18 protein-coding genes are annotated in these 19,698 nt (G+C 57.4%); 17 read left to right on the forward strand and 1 reads right to left on the reverse strand.

Annotated features, from left to right (window positions below; all coding sequences use genetic code 11):
* Positions 1-36: 36 nt before the first annotated feature.
* The 6 genes from leuC to J2S62_RS05685 all read left to right on the forward strand — a co-directional run bounded on the left by leuC (position 37) and on the right by J2S62_RS05685 (position 6,496).
* Positions 37-1,485, forward strand: coding sequence for a 3-isopropylmalate dehydratase large subunit (leuC, locus tag J2S62_RS05660; protein WP_310172401.1), 1,449 nt, complete (start codon positions 37-39; stop codon positions 1,483-1,485).
* A 42-nt stretch (positions 1,486-1,527) separates the two neighbouring features.
* Positions 1,528-2,136, forward strand: coding sequence for a 3-isopropylmalate dehydratase small subunit (gene leuD / locus J2S62_RS05665; protein WP_310175738.1), 609 nt, complete (start codon positions 1,528-1,530; stop codon positions 2,134-2,136).
* A 98-nt stretch (positions 2,137-2,234) separates the two neighbouring features.
* Entirely contained in the window at positions 2,235-3,575 is a 1,341-nt protein-coding gene (gene murA / locus J2S62_RS05670) for a UDP-N-acetylglucosamine 1-carboxyvinyltransferase (RefSeq protein ID WP_310172403.1), read from the forward strand.
* A gap of 25 nt (positions 3,576-3,600) precedes the next feature.
* Positions 3,601-4,308 carry a lysophospholipid acyltransferase family protein gene (locus J2S62_RS05675; RefSeq protein WP_310172409.1) on the forward strand — a complete coding sequence of 236 codons (708 nt, stop codon included), beginning with the start codon at positions 3,601-3,603 and terminating at the stop codon, positions 4,306-4,308.
* 8 nt (positions 4,309-4,316) lie between these two features.
* A complete protein-coding gene (locus tag J2S62_RS05680; protein ID WP_310172411.1) occupies positions 4,317-5,351 on the forward strand; it encodes an NAD(P)H-dependent glycerol-3-phosphate dehydrogenase in 1,035 nt (344 codons plus the stop codon).
* Positions 5,348-6,496: a D-alanine--D-alanine ligase family protein gene (locus tag J2S62_RS05685; protein WP_310172413.1), complete on the forward strand. Its 1,149-nt coding sequence runs from the start codon at positions 5,348-5,350 to the stop codon at positions 6,494-6,496. The genes J2S62_RS05680 and J2S62_RS05685 overlap by 4 nt, the downstream gene beginning before the upstream one ends.
* Positions 6,497-6,507: 11 nt before the next feature.
* Here J2S62_RS05685 and J2S62_RS05690 read toward each other — a convergent pair whose 3' ends face one another.
* Positions 6,508-7,047: a DUF3515 family protein gene (locus J2S62_RS05690; RefSeq protein ID WP_310172415.1), complete on the reverse strand. Its 540-nt coding sequence runs from the start codon at positions 7,045-7,047 to the stop codon at positions 6,508-6,510.
* Between the two features lie 171 nt (positions 7,048-7,218).
* Here J2S62_RS05690 and J2S62_RS05695 point away from each other — a divergent pair, with 171 nt between their 5' ends.
* From J2S62_RS05695 to wecC, 11 genes are all read left to right on the forward strand, one after another.
* On the forward strand, positions 7,219-8,295 hold the full coding sequence (locus J2S62_RS05695) for a DAK2 domain-containing protein (RefSeq protein WP_310172417.1): 1,077 nt from the start codon (positions 7,219-7,221) through the stop codon (positions 8,293-8,295).
* The gene (locus J2S62_RS05700; RefSeq protein ID WP_310172420.1) at positions 8,295-10,487 is read left to right on the forward strand and encodes an ATP-dependent DNA helicase RecG; all 2,193 of its coding nucleotides are present in this window, start codon (positions 8,295-8,297) and stop codon (positions 10,485-10,487) included. The genes J2S62_RS05695 and J2S62_RS05700 overlap by 1 nt, the downstream gene beginning before the upstream one ends.
* A gap of 3 nt (positions 10,488-10,490) precedes the next feature.
* Positions 10,491-11,060, forward strand: a complete 570-nt coding sequence (locus tag J2S62_RS05705) for an RsmD family RNA methyltransferase (protein ID WP_310172422.1) — start codon at positions 10,491-10,493, stop codon at positions 11,058-11,060.
* Positions 11,061-11,125: 65 nt separating this feature from the next.
* A complete protein-coding gene (coaD, locus tag J2S62_RS05710) occupies positions 11,126-11,596 on the forward strand; it encodes a pantetheine-phosphate adenylyltransferase (RefSeq protein ID WP_310172424.1) in 471 nt (156 codons plus the stop codon).
* A gap of 186 nt (positions 11,597-11,782) precedes the next feature.
* A complete protein-coding gene (locus tag J2S62_RS05715) occupies positions 11,783-12,376 on the forward strand; it encodes a YceD family protein (RefSeq protein ID WP_310172425.1) in 594 nt (197 codons plus the stop codon).
* A 21-nt stretch (positions 12,377-12,397) separates the two neighbouring features.
* Entirely contained in the window at positions 12,398-12,601 is a 204-nt protein-coding gene (rpmF, locus tag J2S62_RS05720) for a 50S ribosomal protein L32 (protein WP_310172428.1), read from the forward strand.
* Between the two features lies 1 nt (position 12,602).
* A complete protein-coding gene (rnc, locus tag J2S62_RS05725; protein WP_310172430.1) occupies positions 12,603-13,328 on the forward strand; it encodes a ribonuclease III in 726 nt (241 codons plus the stop codon).
* Positions 13,329-14,228 carry a bifunctional DNA-formamidopyrimidine glycosylase/DNA-(apurinic or apyrimidinic site) lyase gene (gene mutM, locus J2S62_RS05730; RefSeq protein WP_310172432.1) on the forward strand — a complete coding sequence of 300 codons (900 nt, stop codon included), beginning with the start codon at positions 13,329-13,331 and terminating at the stop codon, positions 14,226-14,228.
* 57 nt (positions 14,229-14,285) lie between these two features.
* The gene (locus J2S62_RS05735; RefSeq protein WP_310172434.1) at positions 14,286-15,386 is read left to right on the forward strand and encodes an LCP family protein; all 1,101 of its coding nucleotides are present in this window, start codon (positions 14,286-14,288) and stop codon (positions 15,384-15,386) included.
* Positions 15,386-18,310: a glycosyltransferase gene (locus J2S62_RS05740; RefSeq protein WP_310172436.1), complete on the forward strand. Its 2,925-nt coding sequence runs from the start codon at positions 15,386-15,388 to the stop codon at positions 18,308-18,310. The genes J2S62_RS05735 and J2S62_RS05740 overlap by 1 nt, the downstream gene beginning before the upstream one ends.
* 131 nt (positions 18,311-18,441) lie before the next feature.
* Positions 18,442-19,695, forward strand: a complete 1,254-nt coding sequence (gene wecC, locus J2S62_RS05745; RefSeq protein WP_310172438.1) for a UDP-N-acetyl-D-mannosamine dehydrogenase — start codon at positions 18,442-18,444, stop codon at positions 19,693-19,695.
* The last annotated feature ends 3 nt before the right edge of the window (positions 19,696-19,698 follow it).

Below are 19,698 nucleotides of genomic sequence, written 5' to 3' on the forward strand. Positions count from 1 at the left end.
TTAGTTCTTTGATCGGATGAAAGTAGGAGCCACTCCATGAGTACGCCACGTACATTGGCTGAAAAAGTGTGGGATGACCACATTGTTGTTCAAGGTGAAAAACAAGGTGACGTTCAGACACCTGACCTGCTCTACATTGACCTACACATGGTGCACGAAGTGACCTCACCGCAGGCCTTCGAAGGACTCCGCCTCTCTGGCCGTCCCGTGCGCCGCCCCGATCTCACCATCGGCGTGGAAGACCACAACGTGCCCACCATGAACATCAACGAAATGATTGCCGAGCCGACCTCGCGCAAACAGGTGGAAGCACTGCGCACCAACGCCGAAGAATTTGGCATCCGTCTGCACTCCTTAGGTGATGCCGAACAAGGCATCGTTCACGTCGTCGGCCCGCAGCTTGGCCTGACTCAGCCTGGCACCACCGTGGTCTGCGGCGACTCCCACACCTCAACGCACGGCGCCTTTGGTGCGCTGGCCTTTGGTATCGGGACCTCCGAAGTGGAACACGTGCTGGCCACCCAGACCCTGCCGATGATGCCGTTCAAGACCATGGCCATCAACGTCGAAGGCACCCTGAAACCAGGAGTTTCCTCGAAAGACATTATCTTGGCCGTTATTGCCAAGATCGGTACCGGCGGTGGTCAGGGCTATGTCCTGGAATATCGCGGCAGTGCAATCGAAGCGCTGTCGATGGAAGCCCGCATGACTATCTGCAACATGTCGATTGAAGCGGGCGCTCGTGCCGGCATGATCGCCCCGGATGAGACCACCTTCGAATACCTCAAAGGCCGCCCCCACTCACCATCCGGTGAAGAGTGGGACGAAGCCGTCGAGTACTGGAAGTCCCTGGCTACTGACGAAGGTGCACAATTCGACACTGAAATCTTCATCAACGCCGATGAACTCGAACCGTTTGTCACCTGGGGAACCAACCCGGGCCAAGGCGTATTCCTGTCAGAGAGCGTTCCTGCTCCAGAAGACTTCGACGATCCAAGTGACAAAGACGCCGCCGAGCGTGCTCTGGAATACATGGGTCTTGAAGCCGGTACGCCAATGAAAGAGATCCCGGTCGATACCGTGTTCTTGGGCTCATGCACCAATGCTCGGATCGAAGACCTGCGCATGGCCGCAGCCGTCATTCAGGGGCGCAAAAAAGCCGACAACGTGCGCATGATGGTCGTCCCCGGCTCGATGCAGGTGCGTCTGCAGGCCGAAGAAGAAGGTCTGGATAAGATTTTCAAAGACTTCGGCGCAGATTGGCGTTTCGCTGGCTGCTCGATGTGTCTGGGCATGAACCCCGATCAGCTGGCCCCGGGCGAGCGTGCCGCATCCACCTCAAACCGCAACTTTGAAGGCCGTCAAGGCAAAGGTGGCCGCACCCACTTGGTGTCCCCGGTCGTTGCTGCCGCCACCGCGGTACGTGGCACTTTAGCCTCACCATCTGATGTCGGCATCACCGACTACGTTGTCGCACCCCAGTAGAACCGCCCACCCACGATACGAAAGAGGCACACACGCATGTCAATTGAAAAAATCGTAACGCACACCGGTGTGGGCGTTCCCCTGCGCGAATCCAACGTCGATACCGACCAGATCATCCCCGCCCAGTTCTTGAAGCGCATCACCAAGACTGGGTTCGATGATGCACTGTTTTACCGCTGGCGCAAAGACGAAGACTTCATCTTGAACCGCGAACCGTACAAGCATGGCACCGTACTGGTCACCGGCCCCGACTTTGGGACCGGCTCCTCACGTGAACACGCCGTATGGGCGTTGCGCGACTACGGATTTAAGGCGGTCATCTCGGCACGTTTCGGTGACATTTTCCGCTCTAACGCCGGGAAACAGGGACTCGTTGCCGCCCAGATTGATCAGTCGGACATCGAAGTTATCTGGAAAGAGCTGGAAAATAATCCAGGAGCGGAAGTTACCGTTGACTTGGAGAATCGCCTCATAGAGTGCGGTTCCATCTCGACGCGCTTCCAGATTGATGACTACACGCGCTGGCGGTTGATGGAAGGCCTTGATGACATCGGTCTGACGTTACGAAACGCCGATGCCATTGATGCTTTTGAAGCCCAGCGGCCGCGTATTAAACCCACCACGCTGCCGGCCAAACTGTCCGAGGTGTAGGGTTCGTCCCTTACAATGGGGGCAGCCATGTGTTCAGCGGGCTACGCTGGTTTTGAGAGCAACCTCGCCACGGCGAGGTGTGGAGGATAGAAGCAACTATGCACAGAGTATTGACCATTCACGGAGGGAAGCCTCTTCAAGGGTCAGTTGCCGTTCGCGGCGCTAAAAACCTCGTCCCCAAAGCTATGGTTGCGGCCCTCCTGGGCTCTAAACCATCGGTGATTCGCAACGTCCCGGAAATCAAGGACGTTGAAGTTGTCACTGGGTTGCTTCGGCTCCACGGTGTTGAGGTGACGCACGACAAAGATGCCGGCGAGATCACCATGGATCCAACTGGTGTCAAAACAGCGAATAACGCTGAGATCGACGCCTTCGCTGGCGATTCTCGTATCCCGATCCTGTTTTGTGGTCCGCTCATGCACGCGGTGGGCAGCGCATTTATCCCGGATCTGGGGGGTTGCAAGATCGGCGATCGCCCGATTGACTTCCACTTGGAAGTCCTGCGCCAGTTCGGTGCTGAGGTTTCCAAGGAGCCGACCGGCACCTACATTCGTGCACCTCATAAACTGACCGGCGCCAAACTTGAGCTGCCTTTCCCATCCGTCGGTGCTACCGAACAGGTCTTGCTCACGGCCGTCAAGGCCGATGGCATCACCGAGCTCAAAGGTGCCGCTGTGGAGCCAGAGATCCATGATCTCATCCACGTGTTGCAGAAGATGGGTGCGATCATCACGGTGCAAACCGACCGCACCATTCGTATCGAAGGTGTCCCAGAGCTAGGCGGGTACAACCACTTCGCGCTCAACGACCGCAACGAATCAGCGTCCTGGGCGACCGCAGCGCTGGTCACCGATGGCGATATCTTCGTAGACGGCGCCATCCAACGCGACCTCACGGCCTTCCTCAATGTCTTCCGCAAAATCGGTGGAGACTTTGAAGTGAGCGATAATGGCATCCGGTTTTGGCGTGGTGGGGCGAAACTGAACCCACTGGTATTAGAAACCGATGTCCACCCGGGCTTCATGACCGACTGGCAACAGCCACTCGTGGTTGCGCTGACCCAGGCCGAAGGTGTCTCTATCGTCCACGAGACGGTCTATGAGAACCGGTTCGGGTTTACCGACGCGCTGATCCGTATGGACGCTTCCATCCAGTTGCATCGCGAATGCCTAGGCTCGGTCCCGTGCCGTTTCGGTCAGCGAAACTTCTTGCACTCGGCTGTCATTTCGGGACCGTCGGCTCTCACCGGAACCGACTTCGTGATTCCGGATCTCCGCGGTGGCTTCTCGCATATTCTGGCCGCTCTGGCAGCCAAAGGCACCTCGAGAGCTTCCGGTATCGGTATCATCAGCCGAGGCTACGAGAAGTTCTTCGATAAACTCAAAGGTCTCGGTGCGGATATCGAAGTACCCGCAGACCTCGAAGTACCCGCCCGCTAACACTCACACCTGGAGACAAACACCCGTGGCATACACTCTGGGGCAGCGTGCTGTCTATTTTGGCGCGGCCGGGATCGTTCGTTCATTCAACATGTTGATGATGCGTCGCGACTGGCAAGGTCAAGAGAACCTTCCCGACAGCGGGATGATCCTGGCAGCCAACCACATCTCGGATCTGGATCCGCTCTATGTAGCTCATATGATCTACTCATCGGGCCGCATTCCGCACTTTTTGGCGAAAAAAGAACTTTTTGACGCGCCGGTCATTGGCAAAGCGCTCACCCGGCTGCAACAAATTCCGGTGGATCGTGCCGGGCGCAGTATCGATTCGCTGAAGAAGGCCGAAGAAGTCCTGGAGCAACAGGGCGTCATCATCATTTATCCCGAGGGCACGGTGACCAAAGACCCGGATATGTGGCCGATGGTTGGTAGGATCGGCATGATACGCCTGGCGCTATCAACTGGTGCACCGGTGATCCCGGTCGGCCAGTGGGGTGTCCACAAGCTGTTGCCCAAAGGCAGTAAAGCCCCCGACATTTTTGGCCGCCACACCTCGGCCATTCGGATTGGTACCGAGTCAAACCTCGACTGGTTGCGGGCCATGGACCAGCCCACGCAGAAAGACCTCGTGACCGCCACCGAGCAGGTCATGGATGAAATCACCGAGCTGATGGCACCGCTGCACGGCGGCACTCCGCCAGAGAAACGTTTTAACCCGGCACAACGACGCTAAGGAGTCCAATGACCACCGATCACGTAACCGTGGCTATCCTTGGTGCTGGGTCGTGGGGGACGACATTTGCCAAAGTGCTCGCCGATGCCGCGCAAGAGCGCGGCGAAAGTATTGATATCCGTTTGTGGGCGCGTCGCCAAGAAGTCACAGACGATATCAATACCAATCACACCAATACCGAATACCTCGACGACATTGTCCTACCCGACAGCATCACCGCGACCTCCGATGCGGTCAAAGCCGTCACCGGGGCCGAAGTCGTGGTCGTGGCCGTACCGGCCCAACAGGCCCGAAACACGCTTGCCGACCTGGCCGAGCACATCGACTCCGAAGCCATCCTGGTCTCGCTGATCAAAGGACTAGAACGCTCGACCCAGGCGACCATGGCCGAAGTCTTTGCCCAGGAACTCAACCTGCCGGCCGAACAATTTGTGGTCGTCTCAGGACCGAATCTGGCCAAAGAGATCGCCCGCGAAGAGCCCACCGCCACCGTGGTGGCTTGTGAATACGAACCCACCGCGGAATTCATTGCCGCCATGACGGCTTCTTCCTACTTTCGGCCCTACCGCAACACCGATGTGGCCGGGGTCGAGATCGGTGGCGTCGTCAAAAACATCATCGCCCTGGCTGTGGGACTGGCTGACGGGCAAGGCTACGGCGACAACTCCAAAGCATCGATCATTACCCGCGGCTTGACCGAGACCACTCGACTGGCCATGGCTATCGGTGCCAACCCGGATACCCTGGCTGGTCTCGCGGGACTCGGCGACCTCGTAGCCACGTGTGCCTCCCCGCTGTCTCGGAACCGCACCGCCGGCAAACTCTACGGCCAAGGCCACACGACCGAAGAAGTCGTGGGCCAAATGCGCCAAACCGCAGAAGGGGTCAAATCTGTCTCGGCGGTCGTGACCCTGGCACACTCACACGGCGTGGAAATGCCGATTGCTGAAGCCGTCAACGCCGTGGTTGCCGGCACCATCCAAATCCGTGATATCGCCCAGCTGCTGCTTGGCCGTGACTTGAAACCGGAGGCACGCCTGTGACCAAAACCGTTCTCGTTCTCTTCGGCGGGCAATCACCCGAACACCCCGTGTCGATTGTCACCGCCGTTGGTGTCCTCAACGCGTTAGACACCGACCACTACACGCCCATCCCGGTGGGCATCAACCAGCAAGGCGACTGGGTACTAGCTGGCCAACACCAGCCGGCTGACGCACCCTGGTCGGTGGCCACCCTGATCAACCAGCCCCCGGCCGAAACCACCCACACCACGGCGCTGTCCGAGGAGCTGCCAGAGGTCTCGGCCACCGACACCCCGGTGGCGCTGCGAGCGGTGAACTCCCACGCCCAGCTGATCGATGTTGAGGGCAAGGTTATCGCCGATATCGATGTGGTCTTCCCGCTGCTGCACGGCCCCAATGGTGAAGACGGCACGGTCCAGGGCATGTTTGAGACCCTCGGTGTGCCATACGTGGGCGCCGGTGTGCTGGCTTCCGCGGTGGGCATGGATAAACACTTCATGAAGATCGCCTTCCAACACGCCGGACTGAGCGTAGGCCCATGGGTGACGATCAACGACGCCGACTGGCGCAATAACAAGACCCAGGTGCTGAACCGGATCGCCGCCCTAGACCTGCCCCTGTTTGTGAAACCCGCACGCGGCGGATCCTCCCTGGGCATTCGGCGCGTGACCATGCTGTCTGAACTGGAAGCTGCGATCGAATACGCCCGGGAGTATGACTCCAAGGTCGTGGTCGAACAGGGCATCTTGGGCCGGGAAATTGAATGCGGTGTACTGGACGGGTTGAACGGTGCTGCACCCAGCGCTTCATATCCGGGAGAAATTGTGGTCACCGGTGAAGACAACGACGAGTTCCAGTTCTATGACTTCACCTCGAAGTACCAGTCAGCCGACAGCGCGGAACTATCCTGTCCGGCACAACTGCCCGAAGAAGCCACCGAACTGGTCCGGCAACAAGCCGTGACCGCGTTCCAAGCCGTCGATGCCGCAGGCCTGTCGCGGGTAGATTTTTTCTATACCGATGACGGGGAACTGATCATCAATGAAATTAATACGATGCCCGGATTCACACCGATTTCGATGTACCCGCAGATGTGGCAGCGCACCGGAGTGGAATACTCGGTCCTGATTGACACGCTGCTTGAGCTAGCTCTTGAAAGCCGCTAGCTCCGAAGTTGCTATTGGACTTGCTCCGGGGCGGTACCTTCGGGGATCCGATCATCGAGATCATCGACGCCCGGGACAACCTCGGCATCGGCTGGGTCGGTGCATCCCCCGTCAGCCGGGACTCGGGCGGCAGCATTGCCAACGTCAACCATGACCGATGAAGACGCGACTCGCTCGCCATCAAAGAGCACTTCCATGGCTGGCTCGCGACCATAGGTCGTGATGCGCCAGTTGGTGCCCTCTTCGCGAACCACCCAGTCCACCCCATTGGCGCCAACGCACTCATCGGTGGTCGGGCCCGGAGGTTCGACCCCGCACCGGAAGACCGCCACGGCGGGCTCGCCCCAAGCAGCCGTGGATTGGGTATCAGTCCGACGGCGTTCATGCCCGGCGATCTCTTCGGGCATCGCGACCATGGCCTCAGCGCACAACGGGTCGGTGGCGTTGGGCGCGACCTCGATATCGGCCACCAGCGAGGTACAGGCCGTCAGAGTTAAACCGCCCACGGCAGCTAGTGCTGCACCACGGATCAAGCGCGTCGTTTTTGCCATATTCCAACCATAAAGCACCGTCAGAATTACGCCCGGTCAGTTTCGCCACTGGCAACTACGAGAAATTTCACAGCATAACCCAAGCGCGCCTAACGTGACACACGATCCAGGCGCTACTATGGTTGCATGTGACATAAACCCCAAGAAGGGGTGTAAAAGAGATGAACCATTATGACTGAAGTAAAGCAACAACCTCCAAGTACCGGTGCTCAACAAGACCACGGGTCGGCCAAGCTTATCTTCAATTGGTTGAAACTTGCCGAGTCAGCACTTGGCAATAATTCCGATCGCCTCAATGCGATTAATATTTTCCCGGTACCAGACGGGGACACTGGATCAAACCTCTACCACACCGTGGCAGCCGCGACCCGAGCTCTCCACGAGGTTGATGAAGACGCGAGCGCCGGCCAGGCCCTGACCACCGCCGCCACCGCAGCGCTGGATCATGCCCAGGGTAACTCCGGCACGCTGATTGCCGTGATGCTCAACGCGCTGGCCGAGCCCCTCACGCACGCACCGCGCCTGACCGCCCCCTTATTAGCCTTAGGGCTGCAACGTGCCAGGGCAGCAGCCTGGGCGGCCCTATCGGATCCCCAGGAAGGCACCATGCTGACCATCCTGGATACTGCAGCCGCGACGGCCGCTAACTACCGGGGCTCGATCACCGAGCTGCCCGAAGACGCCCAAAACTCCCGCAAGACGTTGGGGGAGATGACCTCACGGATCGTAGAAACCACCTGGTTGGCCGTCGAAGAGACCGAAAACCAGCTCACCCAGCTGTCCGAGGCTCAAGTTGTTGATGCCGGGGCCACCGGGCTGCTATTGGTATTTGATGCGCTTCGAGCCACCGTCAAGGGCGAATCGCTGGACCCAGAGATTCTGGAATCTATCCACGGCTTTCATGTAGACCACCCGCACGTCCACCAGGACATGGAGGTCGCAGAAGCCTACGAGGTCATGTGCTCACTGCAACTGACCCCGCTGGATGCCGCCACCCTGCGCATCGGACTCAACGAGGTCGGCAATTCGGTCATTATGACACCCATCAATACCGAAGAAGACGCCAACGGCACCATCCGGTGGCGGGTGCACGTCCACGTGGCAGAACCCGATGACGCGATGCGGCTCATTAACCCGCTGGGCGTGACTGAAAACCTGGCCATTACGCCGTTACACACCAATACCTTGTCTCAAGAGCAGCACCTATGCAGCACATCAGCGGAAGCCAGCACAGAAGAACATAGCTAGTGGATCCGTTCAATCAGCCGCTTGAGCCCCTGCTGGGGACCAAAACCGCCAACAGTTTGGCAAAGCATCTCCACATCACCACCACGGGCCAAGCGCTGAACTACTTCCCGCGCCGCTACATTGAGCGCGGCGAACTGACACCTATTACCCAGCTACCCGTGGGGGAGCAAGTCACCGTGATCGCTCGGGTACAGAAAGCGAAACGGCGCGCGATGCAAGCTCGTCGGGGCTTTCTGGTCGATGTCATCGTCTCTGATGAGGCCACCGACACCGGACTGCCCGGGATCCTGAAAATGGCCTTCTTCAACGGCTACGCCGCAGACCAACAACTCACCCCCGGCACCCTGGCCATGTTCCACGGCAAGACCTCGACTTATCGTGGCGAACTGACCCTGACCAACCCGGACTTTGTCGTGCTCCACGAAGAGCACGAGCTGGCGGAAACCGATATCAAGCCCACCCCGGTCTACCCGGCCAAGTCAAAACTGCCCTCCTGGACGATTCGCGAGGCCATTGAGATTGTGCTGGATGCGATCAATTGGTCGGCTATCAATGACCCGGTGCCCCAAGACTTCCTGGCCGGGCTATCACAGAACATGCCCACGTTGGCCCTGGCATACGAACACATTCACCGGCCCCAAGACCTGCAGCAGGCACGAGCAGCACGCCGCCGATTTGCGGCTCAAGAAGCCTTAATCCTGCAGACGCTGTTAGCTCGGCGACGCCTCCGGAACCGCAATACCGTACCGGCCACCCCATACCCACTCCTCGATGACGGGATCCTGGCCCACTTGGATGCCCAACTCCCGTTTGAGCTGACGACCGGACAACGCCAAGCCGGTGCCGAAATTGCCGCGGAACTGGACTCGGTGCACCCGATGTCGCGGCTGTTGCAAGGTGAAGTGGGATCCGGGAAAACCCTGGTCGCCCTTCGTGCCATGGTGCAGGTGGTCGATGCCGACGCGCAAGCCGTACTGGTTGCTCCCACCGAAGTGCTCGCCAGCCAGCATTACCGTTCGATTACCAAGACCTTGGGCGACTTAGCCACCGCAGGCCAGCTGACTTCCTGGCAGGGCCCGGCGACCGAAGTCGTGCTGCTGACCGGTTCGATGACTAACGGCCAAAAACAAGAAGCCTTGCTCAAAATCACCACGGGTCAGGCCGGCATTATCATCGCCACGCACGCGATCTTCTCCGACAACGTGCACTTCGCCAACCTCGGCTTGGTCGTCATTGACGAGCAGCACCGGTTTGGGGTGGACCAGCGCGAAGCCCTACGCCAAGCCAATCCGGGCGTGCACATGCTCGTCATGACCGCGACCCCGATTCCTCGGTCGGTTGCGATGACGGTCTTTGGCGACTTGGATGTGACCGTGCTCGAAGGTCTCCCGTCGGGGCGCAAGCCGGTGACCACGTATCTGGCTCGTATGGCTCACGGGCCACGCATCATCCAGCGCGTCTGGGAAATCATCGCCGAAGAGATCGCAGCCGGACACCAGGCCTTTGTGGTCTGTCCCAAAATTGACCCGTCAGATACCGCTGAAGACACCGGTGATCTGACCTCCGATATTCATGCCGCAAACGTCGGCGAAATCACCGCAACCATCCAGAATCTTCCGATTTTTGCCAATGCCACGGTTGAGAGTTTGCACGGCAGACAAGACCAACAGACCCAAGACGAGATCATGGGGGAGTTCGTTGCAGGCAAGATCGATATCCTGGTCGCCACAACCATCATTGAGGTCGGAGTCGACATACCGAACGCCACGGTCATGGCGATCTTGGATCCCGAATATTTTGGCCTCTCCACCTTGCATCAGCTGCGCGGTCGTGTCGGCCGAGGGGAGGCCCCGGCTCGGTGTTTCTTGGCCACCCGATTGCCCGACGGACACCCATCACTCGACCGTTTGGCTGTCATTGAAAATACCGAAGACGGTTTTGAGATTGCGAAGGCGGATGTGGAGCAACGTGGCGAAGGTGACGTCCTGGGCGCTTCCCAGCACGGTTACGCTAGCCAGCTTCAGGTATTGAAAGTCATTCAGCACGCGGAGCTCATTACCCAGGCCGCTACATGGGTGGACCTGACGCTGCGCAATGATCCCGAACTTTCTGCCTATCCTCAGTTAGTCCATGCGGTCGAAGCCTGGGAAACTGCTCACGAAGATTCTTCCGATTACCTAGAAAAGAACTAATCGATGACAAAAATCGTTGCCGGGCAAGCCGGGGGACTCCCGCTGAAATCAGTACCCGGAGCTGACACCAGACCAACCACCGAACGCACAAAAGAAGCCGTGTTTTCTTGGCTCGAGTCCCGCGACTGGCTCCAAGGCAATGCCATCCTGGACCTCTACACCGGCTCAGCAGGACTTGCCGTCGAAGCAGCGTCTCGAGGCGCCACCAAGGTCACCGGCGTCGAACAAGCTCGAACAGCCGCGCGCATCGCCCAAGCCAATGCTGCCACAGTGAACGCGGCGCTGGGACGCGACATCGTGGATATTCAGCAAATGTCTGTCCAACGGTTCATGCGGGTCACCGAGCCGGGCAGCTGGGATGTCATCGTGGCGGACCCACCATATGACATTGACGAAGCCGAACTGACCCCCATGATCGCCCAAGCATTCCAGGCACTGATGGACGATGGGCTCTTTGTTCTCGAGCGGCCGACGAAAGCTGATGAACCACAATGGCCCGAAGAGACGTATGTGGTCGATGCGCGACGCTATGGCGAAGCCACGGTATATTTTGTTCGGCGTATCGGATACTAAGTCATTTCCGCAACAATGGTGCTGGAATATAGCAGACCGGTTCTATATCGACTACATTGACAGATATGCAAAAAGCGGTATGCCCCGGTTCATTTGACCCTGTCCACAATGGCCACATCGAAATCATCGTACGAGCTGCTTCACTATTCGAAGAGGTGGTCGTAGCCGTATCGAATAATCCGGCCAAGACGTACCGCTTTAGCCTCGAAGAGCGCATGGATATGATTTCCGAAACTGTGCGCGCTATCCAAGGTGTGACGGTTATGCCGATGGGCACCGGGCTGATCGCGAACTTTGCTCGGGAGCAGGGTGCCCAAGCGCTGGTTAAGGGGATTCGTAATGCCACCGATCTCAACTACGAGATGCCCATGGCTACGTTCAATCGGCATCTATCCGGCGTCGAAACCGTCTTCTTGCCAGCTGACGCACGCTATCAGCACGTATCATCCACACTGATTAAAGAGATCACCGGCCACAAGGGTGACATCACCGACTTCATTCCTTACGCGGTGGCCCAGCGATTCGGTCTGCGCTAAGGATCGGGAATAAACACCTGAGTGGCCAGGTTGTATCACATGTTACCAATTTTGTGTTTGTCACATGATCGGCTAGAGTGGTTGGCTGGCCTTGACTGAATTTTAGTGACGCTAAAATATTCATTCACCGGTCACCACCGGTACGTAATAAAATCTTTTGTGTGAGCAGACCAGGAGGTGGAGCTCATGTCAGAAACCCCCATTCAACCAGGAGTAACACTTCCTGATGAAGCACAACCATGGGTCCTGTCAGTTCGTGAACTGATGGACAAGCCAGGCACTTCCGAAAACGTTGAAGTGTCATGGCCGGCCCCTGCTGAGCTCTCGATTCCACTTCTTGGAATTGAACAAAACTCAGCTATGCACGTGGATATACGCCTTGATTCGGTCCACGAAGGCGTCTTGGTATCCGGCACCGTAGAGGGCACCCTCACAGGTCAGTGCGCTCGGTGTCTAGATCCCATTACTGAAGCTGTCACCATCGACATTCAGGAATTGTTCCAACAAGAACTCGACCCGATGGTCGAGGAAGAAGAACAACACCTGGTCGAACACGGCTTGATCAACATTGAGCCTGTTATGCGTGATGCCCTGGTAACCTCGTTACCGTTCCAGCCTCGGTGTTCATCAGACTGTGAAGGACTGTGTGATCAATGCGGTGTTCGCTTAGCGGATGCGGGTCCAGATCACTACCACGAGCAGTTAGATCCGCGGTGGGCAGCATTGGCGCAATTCGGTTCTGGTAATGGAACTGAAGAAACTTCATCCGAAAATTCCTAAGCAACAAGAAAAGAGATAACTGTGGCTGTACCAAAGCGGAAAATGTCCCGTTCTAACACCCGTTCACGTCGTTCCCAGTGGAAGGCTACCGCCCCAAAACTGGTGAAGGTCGTTGAAAACGGCAAGGTCGAGTACCGTCTGCCACACCAGGCTCACGTCGTATCCGACTCAGCCGGAACCCCACTATTCATGGAATACAAGGGTCGCAAAGTCGCAGACATCTAAAGTGGCCCGCTCAGCAAAATCCACGCCCAAATCTACGTGGGCCGCTGAGGACACAGTAGAACACTTATCGAAGCATCTCGGCGTCAGTTTTGACCCCGAGATGCTTCGTCTTGCATTAACCCACCGTTCCTATGCCTTCGAACACGATGGGCTGCCCACTAACGAACGGTTAGAGTTCCTCGGCGACGCAGTCTTGGGTGTATTGGTAACCGACTACCTCTTCAAGACCTACACGAACGAAGCCGAAAGTGAGCTTGCCAAAAAACGCGCCTCGATCGTCTCCACCGTGGCACTGGCGCATGTTGCCCGAAAATTCGATTTAGGGCGGTACATCTTCTTAGGCGAAGGCGAAATCCGCACCCACGGCGGGAACAAAGATTCCATCCTGGCCGACACCTTCGAAGCCTTGGTCGGCGCCACGTACCTCCACGCTGGGTTCGACGCTGCCTGGACCATCGTGCAACGGCACGTCATCCCGCTGCTCGATGATGAAAAAATCATGGGTGCCGGCAAGGACTGGAAAACGTTGGTACAAATGGCAGTAGATCAGCGCGACCTGGGCCCGATCGAATATCAAGTCGAAGGGACCGGACCAGATCACAATCGAACCTTCAGCGCGACCCTGGTTGTAGCGGGCAAAGCGTACGCCACAGCACAAGCCAAAACGAAAAAAGACGCAGAACGACTCGCCGCCTGGCGGAGTCTGTCAGACCTCGAAAAAGCGTAAATGCCGGAACTACCTGAAGTTGAAGTTGTCCGTCGGGGCATCCACCGGTGGGCTACCTACGCCACGGTCACACAGGTCGAAGTGCTCGACCAGCGCAGCCTACGCCGCCACGAAGTCGGTGAAGCGGATTTCATCGCCAGACTGACTGGCCAACTCCTCGACGAACCCCAACGCCGCGGTAAATACCTGTGGATCCCATATGGCGAAGGGTCCCACGCCCTGGTTGTGCATCTTGGGATGTCGGGTCAAGTTTTGGTGACCGATCCGAGTCTGCCCGATCCTAAACATCTGAAAATCCGCATCACTATCACATCCGGGGACCGCATTCAAGAGTTACGCTTCGTAGACCAGCGTATCTTCGGCGGTTTATATCTCGACGCCCTCGTTCCTGCCGTGGACCGTCCCGAAGAGCTCCTCCCTGCGACCGTGACACACATTGGACGAGACCCACTGGATGACCACTTCGACACCGAGGCTGTCTTTCGCAAATTGCGCAAGCGACGCTCTAATCTGAAACGTGCGTTGCTGGATCAGTCCCTCTCATCCGGTATTGGCAATATCTACGCCGATGAAGCCCTGTTCAGGGCTCGCCTGCATTATTCCAGACCCACTGAGACGCTGACTCGTAACGAAGTGTCCAGAGTGTATTCAGCAGCTGAACAGGTCATGAGGTTAGCGTTGTCGCAGGGTGGTACCTCCTTTGACGCCCTGTACGTGAACGTCAACGGCGAATCTGGATATTTTGATCGTTCGCTCTACGTTTATGGCCGCCACGGACAGCTATGTTATCGCTGTGAGGAACGGGGTCAGGAAACGCTGATTGAGCGGCGTAAATTCATGAATCGCTCCTCGTATTTTTGCCCCGTCTGCCAGCCGGTGCCCCGACGTGCCCGGAAATAAAACCGTCTATACTCTTGTCTAATACGTTTTCCAATGAGAAAGAAGCTGCGAAGAACTATGCGCAAACCGCCTGCACCAAAGCGTGTCAGCCGCGTTCGCCTTCCACGGCGCGGTGCAGCTCTTTCGATCATTGCTTCAACCGGAATTATCGTCGGTGCCACCGCAGCCGCGGCCACCAGCTTCTCCAACCAGATCGCACAAGACTTCGACACCAACCGTGAAGTCGTAGAAACCGGTATCGATCAGCACACCGATGCCTTCGACGACGGCGAAATGAATATTCTCGTGCTCGGTTCTGACGCTCGAGAAGACGAAGACCCCGAGGCGCAACGCTCCGACACGATGATGCTGGTGCACATCCCGGAATCCCGCGATGAAGCCTACGTGATGTCGATCATGCGCGACTTATGGGTGGAAATCCCAGACGTTGGGATGTCCAAGGTCAACTCGGCACAGAGCTACGGCGGCTATCCGCTGACGATCCAGACCGTTGAGAACCTCACCGGCGCTGAAATCGATCACATGGTTGTCATAGACTTTGATGGTTTCCGGGATCTCACCACCGCGCTGGGCGGAGTCGAAATCAATAATGACATGGCTTTTTCAGCCGGTCAGGTCAACCCCAGTTACTACCCAGAAGGCACAATCCGATTAGAGGGTACTGATGCGCTGCGCTTTGTCCGCGAGCGGAAAGCCTTCACGGATGGGGACTACCAGCGGGTCAAAAATCAGCAGAAATTCTTAACGGGTATTGCCTCCGGTGTGCTGGACTCATCTACACTCACCGATCCGGGCAAAATCTCGGGTATGGTCCAGGCCTTCACCCCATATCTGACCGTCGATGAATCCTTAGATGCCAGCACACTCGTCAGCTACGGGCTATCGATGAATGAGCTGCGACCGTCAGCAATCACAAGCTTCACCATCCCGAATACCGGAACGGGCACGACTGCTGGGGGAGCGTCGGTCGTGTGGCCGGATGAAGAAGGTCTCATCGAGATGCGTACCGCCATGGAACAAGGCACGATGTCAGAATTCGTCGAAGAACTCGAACAGCGTCTCGAAGAAGATCGACTCGGGCCTGAATCACCTGAGGACTCCGAAGATGAAGAGTCGATCGATGAAGAAGTCACCGTCTCGGAAGATAACCCACTCTAGTGACCCGCCGCTTACTACTCGTTACCCATTCCTACACTCCTGAATTTACGGCACCGCAGCGCCGGTGGAAGAAGTTCCTCGCTGGTCTGAGCGCTGTCGGTTGGGAAGTGGAAGTCCTCACCCCACCGGCAGATCCACGCTATATTGACCACAGCCAGGACGACGAAAGCTATCTGACTATTCGGCGTACCCCCGACATGGGATTCCTGCCCGATACCAGGGTCGGTAGACTCGCGAAAGCCGTCATCCACGCTGGCACCTCCGTCCCGCTGTCAGTGCTGTCCGATGCGGACATCGTGGTGGCCACAGTGCCAGCCCTACCCAACTTAGTGGCAGGGCGGATCATCGCCTGGATCAAGAACGTGCCCTATGTCGTCGAGATGCGAGATGCCTGGCCCGATCTCATCTTCGAATCTGAAAGTGGCGGCAAAGTCTTTGGCACACTGGTAGCCGAAGCCATCACGCGGATTCAACGCTCGTCCGATCAGCTTATTGCCGTGACCAAAGGCTTCGCAGAGACCCTAGAACATCGTCAGATGCCACCGGTCGAAGTCATCTTCAACAGCCGCCAGACCCAAGACATGCCAATTGTGGAGGCACGCTCTCGCACCTCCGGTGAACTGCACGTGCTCTACTTAGGTAACCACGGGGAATCACAGCAGCTGGAACTGGTGATCGAAGCGGCCCGAATCGCCCAACGACGCAATCCGAACATCGCTGTCAGGTTTGTGGGGGAGGGTACCCAGAAACCTGAACTCGCGGCCATCAATGACGCAGCAGGATCGCCGGTTGATATGCAGGCTGCCTCATTTGGCCAAGAGACGCTGGAACACTACCAGTGGGCCGATACGTGCGTGGTGAGTTTGCGTTCCGACTGGGCCAGCTTTGCTCACACGGTGCCGTCCAAAACCTACGAGTTGCTGTCCTATGGCAAACACATCACCGGCGTGGTCTGTGGGGAAGCGGCCAGCATTCTGGCCGAGGCCGGGGACCATGCGGTCGTGCCTGATGATGCTGAAGCGCTTGCTGCGCTATGGTTACGACTAGCCGCTGATCCGCAATCCACACCGACCCAACATGAGGGCCGCGCCTGGGTGGCCGCACACGCCTCGGATACAGCGCAAGTCATGAAATTGGACTCCGTCTTGAAACGAAAATTGCCGCAAAAACAAAACACTAGTCTGCTGAAACGCTCTTCGACGGCAGCTTCGATTTCGGCCACCGCAGCCCTGGAACACCTCAAGAACAACCGAGCACTCTTTGGTCTGCTGGTGTTACGCAGGCTGCCTCAGCGGTTGCGCGAACCCATTGCGAGTGCCGCGGCTTCCGTTAGTGGGGGACCGTTAGATACGCTTTCAGCGGTTGGAAAAGCTGTGCTAGGTCGCACCGACGAACTCAAACAGCAAGCCGAGGATCTCCTGGGACATCGCGGAGCGGATCGAAAGATCATTGATTACGCGCGAGTGTTCATCGCCCTGGGGGACATCGATACAGCGCAGTGGTTTATGGACCGAGTGCGTCCCACCACCAAGGGGCTGAACGCAGCACGAGCCTGGGCTGCATGGACCCGCGGCGATATGGCTCAAGCGGTCGAGCTGCTGGAAACCACGGAGCGGGAACGCAAGACTGTCGAGCGCTGGTCATCAGAACTCGCAAGCTTCCAAGGCGTAGCTCCGCGACTGAATCCTGTTGAAGATTATCATCCAAAGACTGAGCGTATCTTGCATGTGCTGACCAACTCTTTGCCGCATACACCGTCAGGCTATGCGCAGCGGTCGCATTCGATCATGCTGTCCCTGCGCGATCTTGGTTGGGATGTCTCTGCGGTGACCCGTATTGGTTGGCCGATCACCACCGGGGCGTTGCTGGCCGATGCCCAAGACTATGTAGATGGGATTAAGTACAAGCGTTTGCTACCCTCCCAGCTCGAATCTCACTTTGGTGAGCGCCTCCAACAAAACGCTGAAATGCTGCTGCAGTATGTGTTGTGGAACCGTCCGGCAATGTTGCACACCACCACGCACTGGACCAATGCCATGGTGGTCCAGGCCGTCGCCGAGGCAGTGGGCATTCCTTGGGTCTATGAGGTCCGTGGTCAGTTGGCTGATACTTGGGCATCCGCACGCGGTGAAGAAGCCTACGACACGGATTACTACCGCCTCTTCCAAGCGCGTGAACGCGACGCCACCCTCACAGCCGACGGGCTCGTAACCCTGGGTGAGCAAATGAAACAGAACCTAGTCCAGTTTGGGGCCGAAGCTGAAAACATCGTGCTGAGCCCCAACGCAGTGGGCGGACGATTCCTACAAGAACCGGGGGACACCAAAGCCGCTCGTCGCAAGTTAGGTCTGGATCCAGACCTCGAATACGTGGGAACCATCAGTTCGCTTGTTCCATATGAGGGACTAGAAACGGTAGTGGAAGCAGCTGCTAAATTGATTCCCCAGCGGCCGAGGCTTCGATTGCTCATCGTCGGCGACGGCACTGCACTGCCAAATATTATTGAGACAGCCCGCAAACTCGGTATCGCTGATCGCCTCATTACCCCGGGCCGTGTTGACCGAGATCAATCTCACCTTTATCATCAAGCGCTCGATATCTTTGTGGTCCCGCGAATCTCAACGCAGGTAACGCGAATGGTCACTCCAATGAAGTCTGTAGAAGCTTCGGCGAGTGCCAAACCTGTGATGGCATCAGACTTACCGGCTTTGTCAGAGCTCGTTCAGCACGGTAAAACGGGCCTATTGATAGCTGCAGAAGACTCTGAGGCATGGGCGAACGGTATTACTAAACTACTCGACGATCCAGAGCTAGCCCGTAAGATGGGACAGGCCGGACGTCGATGGGTTCTGGAAGAACGAACCTGGCAAGCCAACGCAGAAAAATACGACCAACTGTATCGGCGTATCCTGGACAACGAGTAACTTTTCTTGGTTTCATCGGGCTCGTCCGGATAAATCCAGTTTTGACTTATGATGGGCAGCTGGATAACTTTGATTGGTTAGAGTTTTCCTGACAATTCGGGCCTCTGCTCGTGCCGTGAGAAGGATAGTGAATGTCGAATATCTCCAGCGTTGCCGTCATCGGTCTTGGTTACATCGGGTTGCCAACGGCTGCGATCTTGGCTGATAAGGGCTTGCGGGTCCACGGCGTAGACGTCAACCCCAAGACCGTTGATGCCGTGAATGCCGGATCGGTCCCCTTCGTGGAGCCAGAGCTAGGGGATTATGTGGCTCGCAATGTGGCCGCCGGTCGACTCACGGCCACAGTCGAACCTCCGACGGCTGATGCCTACATTGTGGCGGTCCCGACCCCGTTTCTTGAGAACAAGACCCCGGATGTGTCCTACATTGAATCCGCTGGTCGAAATCTCGCACCCCAGTTGTCGGGTGACGAGCTGATTATTCTTGAATCGACCTCCCCTCCCGGTGCCACTGAACGGTTGGCTGAGGTGATCCACGAAGCGCGCCCAGATCTGGCCGAAGCTGGCACGTTGCAGTTCGCGCACGCTCCCGAACGTGTGTTGCCAGGTCAGGTGATGCGTGAGCTGGTCACCAATGACAGGATTATCGGCGGGTCCACCCCGGAGGCTGCCGAACGCGCTGTTGAACTGTACCGGACCTTCTGCGAGGCGGAGTTGGTTACCACCGATACCCGCACCGCGGAGATGTCCAAACTCGTCGAGAACTCCTTCCGCGATGTCAATATCGCCTTTGCCAATGAGTTGTCGATGATTGCCGATGAAATCGGCGTCGATGTTTGGGAAGTCATTGCCCTGGCCAACCGGCACCCCCGGGTCAACATTCTCCAGCCCGGGCCTGGAGTTGGTGGGCACTGTATTGCGGTCGACCCATGGTTCATTGTCGCGGCAGCCCCGGAGACAGCCACAATCATCCGCAGTGCCCGCGAAATCAACGACTCAAAACCTGAGTGGGTCATCCGCCAGATCAAAGCCGAGGCCTTTGATGTGCAACAAGAAACCGGGCGCACCCCGGTCATCGCCACGCTGGGGTTGGCGTTTAAGCCGAACATTGATGACCTGCGCGAGTCCCCAGCGCTGAATATTACCGAGGCGCTCTCGGACCAATTTACGCAATCCAAGATCCTCACCGTCGAGCCCCATATCGAGAAGCTCCCACCACGCTTGCAAGGTCGAGATAACCTGGAGTTGTGCGAAGTTCACGAGGCCATTGACGCCGCCGACATTGTCGTCCTGCTGGTTGATCACGCGGCTTTCGCCGACCTCGGTCCCAAAGCGTACGAGAAACGCGTCATCGACACCCGCGGTCAATGGCGAGATAGCAAGTAGAGT

Source organism: Enteractinococcus fodinae, assembly GCF_031458395.1.
Classification (GTDB): Bacteria; Actinomycetota; Actinomycetes; order Actinomycetales; family Micrococcaceae; genus Yaniella; species Yaniella fodinae.